Annotated in this window: 14 protein-coding genes; 9 read left to right on the top strand and 5 right to left on the bottom strand. The window is 72.9% G+C overall.

The annotated features are described in order from the left end of the window. Positions 1 to 382 precede the first annotated feature (382 nt). Positions 383 to 1,120, bottom strand: coding sequence for a zf-HC2 domain-containing protein (locus AB0C38_RS48875; protein ID WP_360688398.1), 738 nt, complete (start codon positions 1,118 to 1,120; stop codon positions 383 to 385). A gap of 23 nt (positions 1,121 to 1,143) precedes the next feature. Next, positions 1,144 to 1,719 carry a sigma-70 family RNA polymerase sigma factor gene (locus AB0C38_RS48870; protein ID WP_360688395.1) on the bottom strand — a complete coding sequence of 192 codons (576 nt, stop codon included), beginning with the start codon at positions 1,717 to 1,719 and terminating at the stop codon, positions 1,144 to 1,146. Positions 1,720 to 1,861: 142 nt separating this feature from the next. On the opposite strand from AB0C38_RS48870, the gene AB0C38_RS48865 reads away from it, so the two are divergent. From AB0C38_RS48865 to AB0C38_RS48830, 8 genes are all read left to right on the top strand, one after another. Further along, positions 1,862 to 2,068: a heavy-metal-associated domain-containing protein gene (locus AB0C38_RS48865; RefSeq protein WP_360688392.1), complete on the top strand. Its 207-nt coding sequence runs from the start codon at positions 1,862 to 1,864 to the stop codon at positions 2,066 to 2,068. An 83-nt stretch (positions 2,069 to 2,151) separates the two neighbouring features. Continuing rightward, positions 2,152 to 4,350 (top strand): heavy metal translocating P-type ATPase, encoded by a 2,199-nt coding sequence (locus AB0C38_RS48860; RefSeq protein WP_360688401.1) that lies wholly within the window; start codon positions 2,152 to 2,154, stop codon positions 4,348 to 4,350. A 111-nt stretch (positions 4,351 to 4,461) separates the two neighbouring features. After that, on the top strand, positions 4,462 to 5,652 hold the full coding sequence (locus tag AB0C38_RS48855; protein WP_360688388.1) for an acyl-CoA dehydrogenase family protein: 1,191 nt from the start codon (positions 4,462 to 4,464) through the stop codon (positions 5,650 to 5,652). Positions 5,653 to 5,724: 72 nt separating this feature from the next. Further along, positions 5,725 to 6,291, top strand: coding sequence for a carboxymuconolactone decarboxylase family protein (locus AB0C38_RS48850; RefSeq protein ID WP_360688385.1), 567 nt, complete (start codon positions 5,725 to 5,727; stop codon positions 6,289 to 6,291). Beyond that, positions 6,284 to 7,078: a helix-turn-helix domain-containing protein gene (locus AB0C38_RS48845; RefSeq protein ID WP_360688382.1), complete on the top strand. Its 795-nt coding sequence runs from the start codon at positions 6,284 to 6,286 to the stop codon at positions 7,076 to 7,078. The genes AB0C38_RS48850 and AB0C38_RS48845 overlap by 8 nt, the downstream gene beginning before the upstream one ends. Next, positions 7,075 to 7,209, top strand: coding sequence for a hypothetical protein (locus tag AB0C38_RS48840; protein ID WP_360688380.1), 135 nt, complete (start codon positions 7,075 to 7,077; stop codon positions 7,207 to 7,209). The genes AB0C38_RS48845 and AB0C38_RS48840 overlap by 4 nt, the downstream gene beginning before the upstream one ends. Before the next feature lie 277 nt (positions 7,210 to 7,486). Further along, complete coding sequence (locus tag AB0C38_RS48835; RefSeq protein ID WP_360688377.1) at positions 7,487 to 7,861, top strand: STAS domain-containing protein; 375 nt, start codon at positions 7,487 to 7,489, stop codon at positions 7,859 to 7,861. Continuing rightward, positions 7,858 to 8,316, top strand: a complete 459-nt coding sequence (locus tag AB0C38_RS48830) for an ATP-binding protein (RefSeq protein ID WP_360688374.1) — start codon at positions 7,858 to 7,860, stop codon at positions 8,314 to 8,316. Before AB0C38_RS48835 ends, AB0C38_RS48830 begins: the two co-directional genes overlap by 4 nt. Before the next feature lie 6 nt (positions 8,317 to 8,322). Here the strand turns inward: AB0C38_RS48830 and AB0C38_RS48825 are convergent, their stop codons facing one another. Both AB0C38_RS48825 and AB0C38_RS48820 read right to left on the bottom strand, forming a co-directional pair. After that, positions 8,323 to 9,072 carry an ATP-binding protein gene (locus AB0C38_RS48825; RefSeq protein WP_360688371.1) on the bottom strand — a complete coding sequence of 250 codons (750 nt, stop codon included), beginning with the start codon at positions 9,070 to 9,072 and terminating at the stop codon, positions 8,323 to 8,325. Positions 9,073 to 9,186: 114 nt separating this feature from the next. After that, positions 9,187 to 9,528, bottom strand: coding sequence for a metalloregulator ArsR/SmtB family transcription factor (locus AB0C38_RS48820; RefSeq protein WP_360688368.1), 342 nt, complete (start codon positions 9,526 to 9,528; stop codon positions 9,187 to 9,189). A 69-nt stretch (positions 9,529 to 9,597) separates the two neighbouring features. On the opposite strand from AB0C38_RS48820, the gene AB0C38_RS48815 reads away from it, so the two are divergent. Then, on the top strand, positions 9,598 to 10,062 hold the full coding sequence (locus tag AB0C38_RS48815) for an ArsI/CadI family heavy metal resistance metalloenzyme (RefSeq protein WP_360688365.1): 465 nt from the start codon (positions 9,598 to 9,600) through the stop codon (positions 10,060 to 10,062). Between the two features lie 140 nt (positions 10,063 to 10,202). On the opposite strand, the gene AB0C38_RS48810 is transcribed toward AB0C38_RS48815, so the two are convergent. Continuing rightward, on the bottom strand, positions 10,203 to 14,315 hold a 4,113-nt coding region (locus AB0C38_RS48810), incomplete at its 5' end, for a DUF6531 domain-containing protein (RefSeq protein WP_360688362.1).

Below are 14,315 nucleotides of genomic sequence, written 5' to 3'. Positions count from 1 at the left end.
GCATCGCCTCGAGCAGCTTCGACGTCTCCCAGCCGGCGCCGCCGAACGTCTCCGCGACGCTCGGCTCGGCTGGCGGGATGCGTTGGCGCCGACGGGCAACCCGCCGCCGGACGGCGGGGTGCTGGTTGGTCGCTGGAAGTCCTGTGTCGCGGTCGGGCTCTGTTGGGAGCCCGCCGCCGGCGTGTGCGGTGCTGGTCGGCGGATGGTTTGTGCGGCGGCCGGCTCGGCCTGGAGCAGCCCGCCGCCGGAACGTGCGGTGCCGGTCGGCGGAAGGCCTGTGCCGAGGCCGGATCCGCCTGGGAGCGGTCGATCGTCAGGCCGCGCGGTGCCGGCCGGCCGCCGGAAACCCCACGCCGCAGCCGGCTCCGCCGGAAACCAGCCCTCAGGCCGCGCGATGCCGACTAGCCGGCCTCCGCGGGAACCGGCTGCGTACCGGCGCGAGCGGCGCCGGCGCGTCCTGCTCCGGAAGCCGCACACCATCCTCAGTGCCGAGCGCGTCCGCGTTCAACGGCGCCGGAGCCGGATGGCGGCGGTGTTCGCGGTGGACCACCACCAGCAGCACCAGGCCGACCAGCAGCAGCCCGTGCGTCAGCAGGCGTCCGGCGCCGACCTGGCCGCCGGATGCGTCGATCGCCGAGGCCACCCCCAGCACCAGCGCGAAGCCGGCGATCAGCGGCAACTGGGCTCCGGCCGTCCGGGGTCGCAATGCCGCCCACAGCAGTCCGATGCCCAGCGCGAGGTTCCACGCCGCGCTCTCGTTGCTCAGGTGGATCGCGCCCTCGTGGGCGGCGTGCGCGTCCGCGGGCACCAGGAACTCGGCGAACCCGAGTCCGGACTGGACCAGCCCGACCAGGGCCAGCGCGACCCGCGCCGCCCACTTCTCCCGGGACGGCATCGGTGCGCGCTCGAGGATCGCGGCCGTGAGGTCGGGCACCGCGGGGGCCTGGCGCAGCATCGAGCGCCGCAGCCGCCGGGCCTGGTCCTGCCAGGCCTGGCACGCGCCGCAGCCCTGCAGGTGCCGTGCCACGTCGGCCTCGGGCAGCGGGCCGGTCTCGCCGTCCATCGCGGCCGAGAGCGATTCCCGGAAAAGTGCGCAGTCCACGATCAGATAGTCGCTCATGTGCTCGTCTTGGTTCCCGCGGATCAGACGACGGCGGTGCGCCGGGGCGGCGCGTCGGCCATCGCCGCGAGGAGGTCGTCGCGCGCACGGGCGACGCGCGACCGGATCGTGCCGACCGGGCACCCGCACACCTCGGCGGCGTCCGCGTACGACAGCCCGAGGGCCTGGGTGAGCACGAACGCGTCCCGCCGCTCCGGGTCCAGCGCGCCCACCAGCTGGTCCAGGACCACCTGCTCCTCCAGCAGCGACCGCGTCGACGGCTCGTCGCGCCCGGACAGGGTCTGCCAGTCGGCCGCGGACACCGAGCGCGGGCGGCAGCGGGCGGCGCGGATCTGGTCGGCGACCGCGCGGCGGGCGATCGAGAGCAGCCACGTGCGGGCCGACGAGTCGCCCTTGAAGCGGCTCAGCGAGCCCAGCGCCCGCAGGTAGGTCTCCTGGACGAGGTCGTCCGCGGTCTGCGCGTCGCCCAGGCTCGCCACGAACCGCCACACGTGCGGCTGCGTGGCGCGCACGAACTGCTCCAGGGCGACCTGGTCGCCGCGGCCGGCGAGCCGGGCCCAGCGCGTGATCTCGTCATCATCCGCACGAAGTGGCCTCACACCCGCTGATACGGCTCCGGGGCCGGAACGGTTGAAGATGATCTTGGTCGAAATTCCCGGGAACCATCCGGGCCCGCCGGCCGACCTTGTTACGGCAAGGCCACTGCCCGATCTCGGGAAGGCCACGGCCGGAAGGCGAACGATGACTCAGAGTACGTACGCGGTGACAGGAATGACGTGCGGGCACTGCGCGGCCTCGGTCCGCGAAGAGCTCGGCGAGCTGCCCGGCGTCCGGGAGGTCGACGTCGACGTGCCGGGTGGCCGCGTCGTCGTCACCAGCGAGGCGGCCCTGGCTCTCGAGCACGTCGAGAGCGCCGTCCGGGTCGCGGGCTACCAGCTCGTCCGATGACCAGCGGGTACCTGCGCGACCCGGTCACCGCGCCCATCGCCGCGCTGCGGCCCGCGCGCGACGTGGAGCTGGTGGTCGGCGGCATGACGTGCGGCTCGTGCGCCGCTCGGATCGAACGCAAGCTCAACCGCGTCGACGGCGTCCGCGCGACCGTCAACTACGCCACCGGGAAGGCCGCCGTCTCGGTGCCGGCGTCGCTCACGGTCGAAGACGTCGTCGCGGTGATCGAAGCCGCCGGCTACACCGCCCAGCCGCCCGCGCCGCCGGAGCCGGAGCCGGTTCCGGCGGCCGATCCGCTGCGGCGGCGGCTGCTCGTGTCCGCCGTCCTCGCGGTGCCGGTCATCGCGCTCGCGATGGTGCCCGTGCTGCAGTTCCCGGCCTGGCAGTGGGTGTCGCTGGTGCTCGCCACGCCGGTCGTGGCCTGGGGCGCGGGACCGCTGCACCGGGCGGCGTGGGCGAACCTGAAGCACCGCACGGCCACGATGGACACCCTCGTCTCGATCGGGGTCGCCGCGGCCTACCTCTGGTCGCTGTACGCGCTGCTGCTCGGCGGCGCGGGCGAAATCGGGATGCGGCACGAGTTCGACTTCACCCTCGCCGCCGACCACGACGTCGACGGGATCTACTTCGAGGTCGCCACCGGCGTCACGCTGTTCATCCTGGCCGGCCGGTTCTTCGAAGCCCGCTCCCGGCGCCGCGCCGGAGCCGCGCTGCGGGCACTGCTCGACCTCGGGGCGAAGTCGGTCGCCGTGCTGCGCGACGGCCGCGAGGAGCGGATCCCGATCGACGGCCTGCGCGTCGGCGACCGGTTCGTCGTGCGCCCCGGCGAGAAGATCGCCACCGACGGCGTCGTCGAAGACGGCACGTCGGCCGTCGACCTGAGCCTGGTCACCGGCGAAGCGGTACCCGTCGAGGTGACCGTGGGCGCCGAAGTCGTCGGCGCGACGGTGAACATGAGCGGACGGCTGGTCGTGCGCGCCACCCGCGTCGGCGCCGACACCCGGCTGGCGCGGATCGCCGGCATGGTGGAGCGGGCCCAGAGCGGCAAGGCGGACGTGCAGCGGCTCGCCGACCGCGTCTCGGCGGTGTTCGTGCCGGTGGTGATGGCGCTTTCGCTGGCCACGCTCGTGTTCTGGCTCGTCTCCGGCGCGGAGACCGCGGCCGCGTTCACCGCCGCCGTCGCCGTGCTGATCATCGCCTGCCCGTGTGCGCTGGGGCTGGCGACGCCGACCGCGCTGCTCGTGGGCACCGGCCGCGGCGCCCAGCTCGGCGTGCTGGTGAAGGGCCCGGAGATGCTCGAGTCGACGCGGCGGGTCGACACCGTCGTGCTCGACAAGACCGGCACCGTCACCACCGGCAAGATGAGCCTGGCCGCCGTCCGGACCGACGACGGCACGCCGCGCGACCTCGCGCTCCAGCTGGCCGGAGCGCTGGAAAACGCGTCGGAGCACCCGATCGCGGTCGCCGTCACCGCCGCGGCGGTCAAGCGGTTCGGCTGGGTCGGCGAGGTGCGGGAGTTCCGCACGGTGGCCGGGTTCGGCGTGCTCGGCCGTGTCGAAGGCCACCGCGTGGTCATCGGCCGTCCCGAGCTGCTGCGGCGGCTGAACGTCCGGCTGCCGCAGTCGTTGCTGCGCGCGAAGGAACGGGCCGAGCAGGAGGGGAACACCGCGGTGATCCTCGCCTGGGACGGCTTGGCGCACGCGGTGCTGGTGGTCGCGGACAGCGTCAAGCCGACGTCGGCGCCCGCGGTGTTCCGGCTGCGCCGGCTCGGGCTGAACCCGGTGCTGCTGACCGGGGACAACGAAACGGTCGCCCGCGCGATCGGCCGCGAAGCCGGGATCACCGACGTGATCGCGGGGGTGTCCCCGGAGCAGAAAGTCGAAGTGATCCAAGGGATGCAGGCCGAGGGCCGGGTGGTCGCGATGATCGGCGACGGCGTCAACGACGCGGCGGCGCTGGCGACGGCGGACCTCGGGCTGGCCATCGGCACGGGCACCGACGCGGCGATCGAGGCGAGCGACCTGACCCTGGTCCGCGGCGACCTCCTGGCGGCGGTGGACGCGATCCGGCTGAGCCGCCGCACCTTGGCGACGATCAAGGCGAACCTGTTCTGGGCACTGGCGTACAACGTCGCGGCGCTGCCGCTGGCCGCGGCGGGCCTGCTCAACCCGATGATCGCGGGCGCGGCGATGGCGATGTCGAGCTGCCTGGTGGTGTCGAACAGCTTGCGGTTGACGCGGTTCCGGGGCACGCAGGCCGGCCAGGGCCACTCGATCGAGTGAAGAATTTCGGCCGGTCCCAGCGCGCGGACTCCCGTTGACACCCCCAGGTCGTCCCGGTGTACTCGGGATCGTGAACGGCGACCGCTGCCGGACCACCCGAAAGGAAACCCTGTGACGACAACGGAAAAGACCGACTGGATCGCGGCCGCGAAGGACGTCGCCGCGAAGCTCGCCGTCGACGCCGTCGAGCGCGACCGCCGCAACGCCACGCCGTACGAAGAGATCCGGCTGCTCAAGGACGCCGGCCTGGTGACCCTGCTGGGCCCGGTCGAGCACGGCGGGGGCGGGCAGACCTGGGACACGGCCTACCGGGTGACGCGGGAGATCGCCCGCGCCGACGGCTCGATCGGGCAGCTGCTCGGCTACCACTACCTCTGGGCCTGGGCCGCGCGGCTGGTCGCGACCGACGAGCAGGTCGCCGCCGTCGAAGAGCTCTACACCACCAACAACTTCTTCTTCGGCGGCGCGGTCAACCCGCGCGACTCCGACCTCACCATCACCGAGGACGGCGACGACATCGTCTACAACGGACGCAAGTCGTTCTCCACCGGCAGCAAGGTTTCCGACCTGACCGTGCTCGAAGGCGTCCTGTCCGGCACCGGGGACCACGTCTTCGCGATCGTCCCGTCCACTCAGGACGGTATCGTCTTCCACGACGACTGGGACAACATCGGCCAGCGGCTCACCGAGTCCGGCGGCGTGACGATCACCGACGTGCGGGTGCCGTGGGCGAGCGCCGCCGGCTACGTCGACCGGGAGTTCCGGCCGCTCACCTACAACACGCTCAACGTCCCCGCGATCCAGCTGGTGTTCACCAACTTCTACCTCGGCATCGCCCAGGGCGCCCTCGACGCCGGGCTGGCCTACACCCGCGAGCGCACCCGGCCGTGGCCCTACGGCGGGGACGACAAGGACGCCGCGACCGAAGAGTGGTACATCCTCGACGGCTACGGCGATCTGCAGGCCAAGCTGTGGGCGGCCGAGGCGCTCACGGACAAGGCGGGCGCGGCGATCTCGCGGGTGCTGCACGCCCCGCGCGAGGACTTGACGCCGGAAGCCCGCGGCGAGCTGGCGGTCCTGATCGCGGCGGCCAAGCAGCGCGTGATCGAGACGGGCCTGGAGATCGGGACGAAGATCTTCGAGCTGACCGGCGCCCGCGCGAGCGCGTCGAAGCACGGCCTGGACCGGTTCTGGCGGAACCTGCGCACGCACTCGCTGCACGACCCGGTGGCCTACAAGCGCCGCGAGGTCGGCGTCTACGCGCTGCGCGGCGAGCTGCCGGAGCCGACCTGGTACACCTGAGCCGCCGCCGGCGGGACGGCAGTTACCTCCGAGGGAATTGTTTCGCCGACCCGGCTGCGTCAAGCTGCTGCCATGACCAGCTACCCGATGCACACCGTGGACACCGCGCCCGCCGAGGCCAGGACACCGCTCACCGTCCTGCGGGAGACGTTCGGGTTCGTCCCCGGCGCCGCGGCCGTGATGGCGAACTCGCCGGTTCTGCTCAACACGTTCTTCTCGGCCTTCGGCCACTTCCGCGGCGGCACGTTCACCCCGGCGGAGCGGCAGGTCCTGCTGCTGTCCAACGCGGTCGCGAACGCCAGTGAGTGGGCGGTCGCGTTCCACACCCTGGAGGCGCTGGCCGACGGCGTCGCGCCCGAGGTGGTCGACGCGGTGCGCCGCGGCGCGCGGCCCGGCGATCCGCGGATGGCGGCGTTGTCCGGCTTGACGGTCGCGTTCATCGAAAAGCGCGGCCACCTCGGCGAAGCGGATGTCAAGGCCTTCACCGCGGCCGGGTTCGGCGAGGGCCAGCTGTTCGAGGTCGTCGCCGGGGTGGCCATCTCGGCGATGGCGAACTACACCGCGAACGTTGCCGGCCCGCCGCTCGAGCCGGCGGTCGAACCGCACGCGTGGACGGCGGGAACCGGCGCCGGTGCCTGACGTCGGCCCGCTGCTGAAGCACTGGCGCGCCGCCCGCCGGCTGAGCCAGGTGGCGCTGGCGGCCGAGGCGGCCGTCTCCCTCCGGCACCTGAGCTTCCTCGAAACCGGTCGCGCGAAACCCAGCCGGGCGATGGTGCTGAAGCTCGCCGGCGTGCTCGACGTGCCCCTGCGGGAACGCAACACCCTGTTGCTCAGCGCCGGGTTCGCGCCCGAGTACGCGGAGTCCACATTGGACGCTCCGGCCCTGGCGGCGGTCCGCGACGCGCTCGACGCCATTCTCGCGCAACAGGAACCGTTCCCGGCGCTGGTGATGGACCGCGGCTGGGACATCCGCCACACCAACGGCGCCGCGCGGCGGTTCTTCGCCTTCCTCCGGGAGGGCCGCACCGCGGAGCCACCCGGACCGCCGAACGTGCTGCGGCGGATGTTCCACCCGGACGGCGTGCGGCCGCACGTGACGAACTGGCCGGAGGTGGCCGAGGCCCTGGTCGCGCGCGTCCGCCGGGAGGCGCTCGGCGGCGTGACCGACGAGCGCGCCCAGCGGATCCTGGACGAGGTGCTGCACTACCCCGGGGTGCCGGCGACCCTGCGCACCCTCGACGCGACCGGCCCGCTGCTGCCGATCGTCCCGATCCGCTACGTCCGCGACGGCCTGCGGTTCGGCTTCTTCTCGACGGTGACGACGCTGGGCACGCCCCAGGACGTGACGCTCCAGGAGCTGCGCATCGAGTGCTTCCACCCGATGGACGACGAGACCCGGTCGAACGTCCGGAGTCAGCTGGGGTGAGCGTCGACCTCGACGTACTCCTCGAACAGGCCCGGGTACGCCTTGACACCCGGGAGGGTCAGGGCACGGTGACGACGATGCGCCCGCGGACGTGGCCGGTCGCGCTCGCGGCCTGGGCCGCTCCGGCCTGACCGAGGGTCTCGGAGCGCTGCCACCGATCGGCGAGGTGCAGACGGCGCCGGTGATCCGGGTCCTCAAACGGGCGGGCCGCCGGCCCTGAGTCAGTCTCCCCGGGGACAGTCGGCGGCGGCGCGTTCCAGTGCGGTGAGGGTGCGGATCGGGCCGGGCACGACAGCGGGAGCGGCCGCGCCGACGGACCCGGGCCGGGAACCCGGCCTCGGGCGCGCGGATTCCGCGTACCGTTCGTCAGGGGACACCGGTCCCGGCCGGCGACGGGAGGAGGACGTCATGTCCTCGAACGTGAGCCCGCGGCAGGCGGCCGCCAGGATCCTTTCGGTCGAACGGGCCGAGGTGCGCCCGGACCTGCTGGTCATCGGCGTGGCCGGGGAGATCGACGCACTGTCGGTCCGGCTGCTGCAGCACGCGACGTGGCAGGACCTGGCCGCGGTCACGGTGGTGGACCTGTCTCGCGTGACTTTCATCGGCGCCGCCGGCCTGCGGGCGCTGGGCCAGGCGGCGCGGCGCGCCCACGCCGAGCGGCGGCGGCTGTGCCTCGTCACGCCGGCTCACCCGGTTTCGGTCGTGCTGCTGAGGTTCTGGGACGACGACCGCGTGCCCCTGCACCCGAGCCTGGCCGAAGCACTGCGGGCGAACCCGGCATGACGTCCTGGGGGACGGGCGAGCGGCCCGTATTCACGATCGAGCGGACCGCGCTCCCGCCGCTCAGCGCACTCCGGCGGTGGACCGCCCGGGCGCTGCCGCGGCTCGGCGCCGATCACCTCTGGGCGGTGCAGCTCGTGGTCACCGAGCTGGCCACGAACGCCTGCGAACACGGCGCCGGCCCGGTGACGGTCACCGCGTCGGGCGCCTTCCCGCCCTGCTCGGCGCTGCTGGAAGTCCACGACGACGGCGAAACCCGTCCGGTGGCCGGGACCCCGGAGCCGGCGAGCGGCCGCGGCTGGGGACTGGTGCTGGTCGGGGACCTCTCCCGGCAGTGGGGTGTCCGGTCCGCGAACCCGGGGAAGACGGTGTGGGCGAGCATCGCCTGCGGCACCGGGACGCTCGCCGCCTGCGCGGTGCGCGCCGAGCCGATCCTGATGGAGCCGGAGCCGTGCTGAGCCGGCTCAGTTCAGCTCGGCGGGGTGCCGCTCGCTGGTGAGGACGGCCCAGACGACCTTGCCACCGGACCACCGGGAGCTGCAGCCCCACGTTTCGGCCGAGCGCGCCACGATGTGCAGGCCCAGACCGGCGGCGCCCGGCCGCGGCCGGGGGAGGAGCACGGCCGGGCTGGGATCGTCGTCGAGCACCGCGATGGTCAGCCGGCCGCGCCGCAGGTCCAGCCGCAGGGTGGCCGCGGAAGTGGTGTGCTGGGCCGCGTTGGCCGCGAGCTCGCCGGCGACGAGGATGCCGTCGTAGACGAAGTGCGGGACCTCCCACCGCGCGCAGGCCTCGCGCACGGCGGCCCGCGCCATCGCCGACGCTTCGACGCCGCGGGGGAGGACCAGGTCGGTCAGCTGCCGCGAAGGCTTGCACAGCGCGCGTTCCGCACTGCCGACGTCCTCGCCGATCGCGACCTGGCGGTGGATCCCGTACTCCCGCAGGGTCCGCGTCCGGCTCGCGGCGCCGGCCAGCGCGAACGGGATCCCCGGCCACGTCCCGAGCCGCCGGGCGACCAGCCCGAACACCCCGACCGGCGCGACGGCGTCGACGTCGAGGCCGTCGATGCCGGCGATCACGGCTTCCGGCCCGTCCGCCGCGACCTCCAGGAGGCCGTCGCGCAGCCGGCGGTAGCTGCCCAGGTGCAGCCCGCCGGTCACGGTGACCAGCGTGTAGTGCGGCTGCGACGCGACCTCGAGGTCGAGCGTGCCCAGCATCGTCTCTCCTCGGGCGAGAAGCAGTGCGGCCCCGGCACGGTCCACGCTAGGACCACGGCGCCGAAACCGGTAGGCCCACGCCGCCCGTCCACGCCGTGAGCGCGCCGCCGGGGCTCAGGTGGTTGCCGGGACCAGGACCGCCGACAGCCGGGCCAGCACCTCGGGGTGGACGCGGTAGTACACCCACGTCCCGCGGCGCTCGCCGGTGATCAGGCCGGACTCGCGCAGCACCTTCAGGTGGTGCGAGATGGTCGGGCCGGTCAGGTCGAACGCGTCGGTCAGGTCGCACACGCACGCCTCGCCCCCGGCGTGGGACGCGATCAACGACAGCAGCCGCAGGCGGACCGGGTCGGCCATCGCCTTGAACAGCTTCGACAGCTCGGCGGCCTGGTCCTCGTTCAGCGGCTCGCGGGCCAGCGGGGAGCAGCAGGCGTCCATCGGAAGCTGTTTCGACATGTCTCTATCTTGACAGTCATCTATCCAAGCGGCAATCTGCTTAGACAATCATCTATTCAAGGAGGACGGATGTCCCGAGTGCAGCTCGCCTTGCGGGTCGGAGACCTCGAAGGTTCGATCGACTTCTACTCGAAGCTGTTCGGCACCGGACCGGCGAAGCTCCGGCCCGGCTACGCCAACTTCGCCATCGCCGAACCCGCGCTCAAGCTCGTGCTCCTGGCGGGCGAGCCCGGCCAGGCCACGGTCATGGACCACCTCGGCGTCGAGGTCGAGACCACCGGCCAGGTCAGCGCGGCGAGCAAGCGCCTGACGGGCGAGGGCCTGGAGACGTTGACCGAGGACGACACGACCTGCTGCTACGCGGTGCAGGACAAGGTGTGGGTGCACGGACCGGGCCAGGAGTCCTGGGAGGTCTACACCGTCAAGGCCGATTCACCGAGCTTCGGCATCGAAAGCGTGGCCACCTGCTGCACCCCGGACGCCGAAACCGGCGAGGTCGACAAGGCGACCCAGCCGGCGGGCTGCTGCTCCTGACGGCGATGGGTGCCCCGCCACCGGCTGAGCCGGCGGCGGGCCGATCGGGTCGTCCGGAAGCGTGTTCTGGTCCATGGGGTTCCTGTCCGGCGAACTGTGCGGACGCCACCTGAACGCCCGTGCCGCCGGATCGGTTGAGGTCACCGCTCGTTCTTGTCCCAGATCACCACCGGCGGCGCGTCCGGGTAGTCGACGTCGTGGGCGATGACCTTGTCGACCTTCGGGTTGTGCCGCAGGATCGGGAACTCGTCCATGTCGAAGACGTTGTTGGGCCGGCGTGAGGCCAGCTCGTCACCCATGTTGGGCCAGCCGCTCGACTTGCCCGGCGTGTTCGGCAGCGCGATGTGGACGTCGCCTTCCGCGTTGCGTCCGAGCGCCTTCGACGCGTCCGTCCAGACCTTCTCGCCGTTCGGGTGGTTGTCGGAGAACTTGGGCATCTCGACGTCGTTGTCCTTCAGGATGCCTTCGAGGGTGTTGCCGCCGTTCTTCTTCGCCATGTCGATCGCCGGGTTCTCGATCGAGCCGTGGTACTGCGACTCCGTGATGTTCTTGCCGGTGGCGGGGTCGTAGAGGTGCGAGTTCGGTTTCGACGAGTCGGCGTTCTTGCCCCACACCGGAACACTCGAGAACTCCGAGTCCTTGACGTGGCCGCCCGACCAGAACCACGACTTGTCCTTGCCCGGCGCCATCATCTCGTCCCACTTCTTCGAGAACTTGGCGTACTGCTCGTCGGTCATGTTGTGCGGCCGGATCTTGCCGTCCGGGTCGCGGAACTCGCCGAGGCCGTCCGGTTTCTTGGCGCCCGGCGGGAGCTTCGCCGCGTCGCCGCCGCCCGCCGGGTTGTCCGGGGCCTTCGGGCCGCTCGTCTTGCCGCACGGGCTGGTCACCAGGCCGAGCGGGTCGCTCTGCAGGTACGGCTGCTCGACGTAGCCCACCGGGTCGGGCGCCGCGGCCAGGCCGAGCGGGTCCTGGCTCAGGTACCGCCCCGTCCGCGGGTCGTAGTAGCGGTAGACGTTGTAGTGCAGTCCGGTCTCGGCGTCGCGGTACTGGCCGGGGAAGGCCAGCGGCATCGGCGCGGTGCCCGTCGTCGACGGCAGCAGTTCGCCCCAGAAGCTCGTGCGCGCCTGCCAGTCGAGGGTTCCGTGCGCGCCGACGAGCTCGGTCGGCGTGCCGGCGGGCGAGGTGACCACCGTGTGGAACCGCACCTCGGCGCCCCGCTGCTCGACCTGGACCACGGGCCTGCCGTCGCCGGGATGCCGCTCCCAGGTGAGCACGCGCGACTTCCCGTCGTCGGTCAGCTCGATCTCCTCGACGAGCTCGCCGCCGCTCCAGACGAACCACGTCTCGGCGGTCTGCCGCGGCGCGCCGTCGTCGCCGATCTCCCAGCGCCGCTTGGCGAACCGCCGCCCGAGCGGGTCGTAGAGGTAGGTCCAGAAGGACCCGTCCGGGGCGATGACGGCGATCAGCCGGTCCAGCTCGTCCCAGACGAACCGCCATTCCTCGCGCCCCCGCACCCGGCCGGTCACCCGGCCCTGCGGGTCGTGGGAGTACTGCGTCCCGGCCGCGTCGAGGAGCGTGTTGCCGCGGTAGACGCGCGGTCCGGCCGAAGACGGCGTGACGGCCGAGGTGAGCGTGCCGGCCGCGTCGTAGGCGAAGCGTTCGACGCCTTCGGGCGCGTGCACCTCCGTGACCCGGCCGGCCTGGTCGAACCCGAACCGGACCGGCAGCGCGTCGTCGATCGCCGTGAGCCGGCCGTCGGGAGCGTAGGTGTAGGCGCGCCGGCCGAGGCCGGTGATCTCCTGGTCCGTGAGCCGGTCTTCGGCGTCGAAAGCCTGGCGCAGGACCTCCGCGCCGTCGACGGCCCGGCGGGTCTCGCGGCCGGCTTCGTCGTACTCGAACGCGATTTCGTGGCCCGCGACGTGCAGTGACGCCGCGAGGTCGCCGTCGTACCGCCATTCACTGTCCACACCGGACACCGTGGTGCGGTGGACACCGGCGGCGTCGTAGGTCCAGCGCACGCCGACGCCGTTGAGGGTTTCTTCGCGCACCCGCCCGCGTTCGTCGCGCACGATCTGCAGGACCGAGTCGGCGTTGACCGCGTACTCGAGCTGCCCCAGCGCGTCGTAGGCGTACCCGGTGACCCCGGTGGCCGTGCGGCGTTCGACGACGTTGCCGAGCGGGTCGTACACGTACTCGGTGACTTCGCCGAGGCCGTTGGTCATCCGGCGCAGCTGCCCGGCCTCGTCGTAGGCGTAGGTCAGCCGGCGGCCGTCGAAGTCGGTCTCCTCGACGAGCCGGCCGGCGGGGTCGTAGCCGTAGTGCCAGGTCAGTCCGCGCGGGTTGGTCACGGCGACCAGACGCAGCTCGGCGTCGTAGCGGTACGCCGTGCGCGCGCCGGCCGCGTCGGACTCCTCGATCGGCAAGCCGAACGGGCCGTACGTGCGCCGGGTCGTCCGCCCGGTGGTGTCACGGTGTTCGACGACGCGGCCTTCGCCGTCGTGGCGCCAGCTTTCCCGCTCACCGAGCGGGCCGATCCGCCAGGAGCGCTGCCCCTCGGCCGTCCAGCCCAGCCGGGCCGCGCCGCCGGACGCGGTGTGCACCAGCCGGGGCCGGCCGAACGGGTCGCGGTCGCCGGGGCGCGCCGCCGCGGTGATCACCGGTTCGTCGTCGAAGGCGTCCGCAGGGCCGTCGACGCGCAGCCGGGTGGAGACACCCGGGAGGGCGGCGTAGGGATCGGACGCCGGGGCCACGGCCCGCGCGGCTCCCGCCCGCAGCTCCACCTCGCCGGTGCCGGTCGGCGTCAGCCGCACCACGGAACCGTCCGGCCGCGTCACCGTCGTCAGCACGTCGTTTTCGTAGCCGTAGAACGTGATCCGGCCCAGTTCGTCGGACTGCGACAGCAGGTCGTCGTAGCGGGTCCACGAGTACCGGCGCGTGTGGCCGAGCGGGTCGGTGCGTTCGACGAGCTGGCCGGCCTCGTTCATCCGGTATATCCAGGTGTGCCCCAGCGCGTCGGTGTGCCGGGTGGTGCGGGCCTCGGTGTCGTAGGCGAACGTGCCGTTGAGGTAGCGCTCGGCGCCGACGCTGCGGACGCAGCGGCCTTCGGCGTCGTAGACGTAGCGGTACCAGGTGCCGGCGCGGTCCTGCCAGCCGACGATCCGGTCGTCGACGTCGTAGTCGAGGTTCACCGGCCGCCCGGTGAAGCCGGCGATCTGGGTCAGCTGGCCGAGCCGGTTGTAGCCGTACCGGACGACGGGCGCGCCGCCGGGCACGCCGAGCGCGGCGATCCGGCCGGCGCCGGCTTCGACGCTGATCTCGGTGCCGTCGTCCCGGCGCAGCAGCCGCGGGGCGCCGTTTCCGTCGTGTTCGATCGTGGTGCGGGAGCCGCCCTGGTCGATCAGCGTCAGCGGCAGCACCCGGCCGTGCCCCTCCGCGAACACCAGGTCGCGGGGGCCTGCCGACAGCCGGTAGCCGCCGGCGATCCGGCGCAGCGGGTGGCGCGGTCCCTCGATCGGCAGCACCGGGCGGTCGCCGTCGGGCAGCGGGTACACGAGGACCATGCCGTCCTCGGCGAAGAACCGCACCCGGTCGCGGCCGACCTCGAGCCGTTGGTCCAATGTGGACGCCCACGAGCGGCCGAACCACCGGCCCGCGCGGTAGGACGACAGGTGCGTGCGCGACAGCACCAGTTCGCCCGCGTCGCCCGGCAGGGTCAGGTCGACCTGGGTCAGCACCACCTCGCCGGTGGCGACGTCCACCGGGTCGGAGACGCAGACCTTCTTGTCGTCCGGCACCGCGCGGTCGCGCGGGCCATCGCCCTTGGGATCGCCCTTCGGCTTGCCGCCGCCGGGGCTGCCCTTCGGGGTGCCACCGGGCGGATCGGTCTTCGGTGGCGGGCCGTCGGCCGGCGGATCTGTCTTCGGCGGGGGATCGGTCTTGGGCGGCGGGTCGGTCTTCGGTGGCGGGTCGCCCTTCGCACCCGACGCGGTGGTGCTGTCGTCGCCCTTCGGGGGCGGGTCGGTCTTGGGCGGTGGCGCGTCGGGGTCGCCCTTGCCCTTGGGACCGTCGAGCCCCTTGGGGTTGCCCTTGATGTCAGCGTGCTTCGGCGGCGGGGCGGCCTTGCCCGGCTTGATGTTCTTCAACGCCTTCGCCGCGTCACCGAACAGGTCACCGGCCCGCTTGAGCAGCGGGACCAGCGCCTTCAGGGCCGTGACGAGCCGCTTGACCAGGTCCGCGATCTTCGACGCCGTCTT

The sequence above is a fragment of the Amycolatopsis sp. NPDC048633 genome (genome assembly GCF_040650695.1).
In the GTDB taxonomy this organism is placed as follows: domain Bacteria; phylum Actinomycetota; class Actinomycetes; order Mycobacteriales; family Pseudonocardiaceae; genus Amycolatopsis.
The sequence above is the reverse complement of the archived record's forward strand: the minus strand, read 5'-3'. Positions and strand labels throughout refer to the sequence as shown.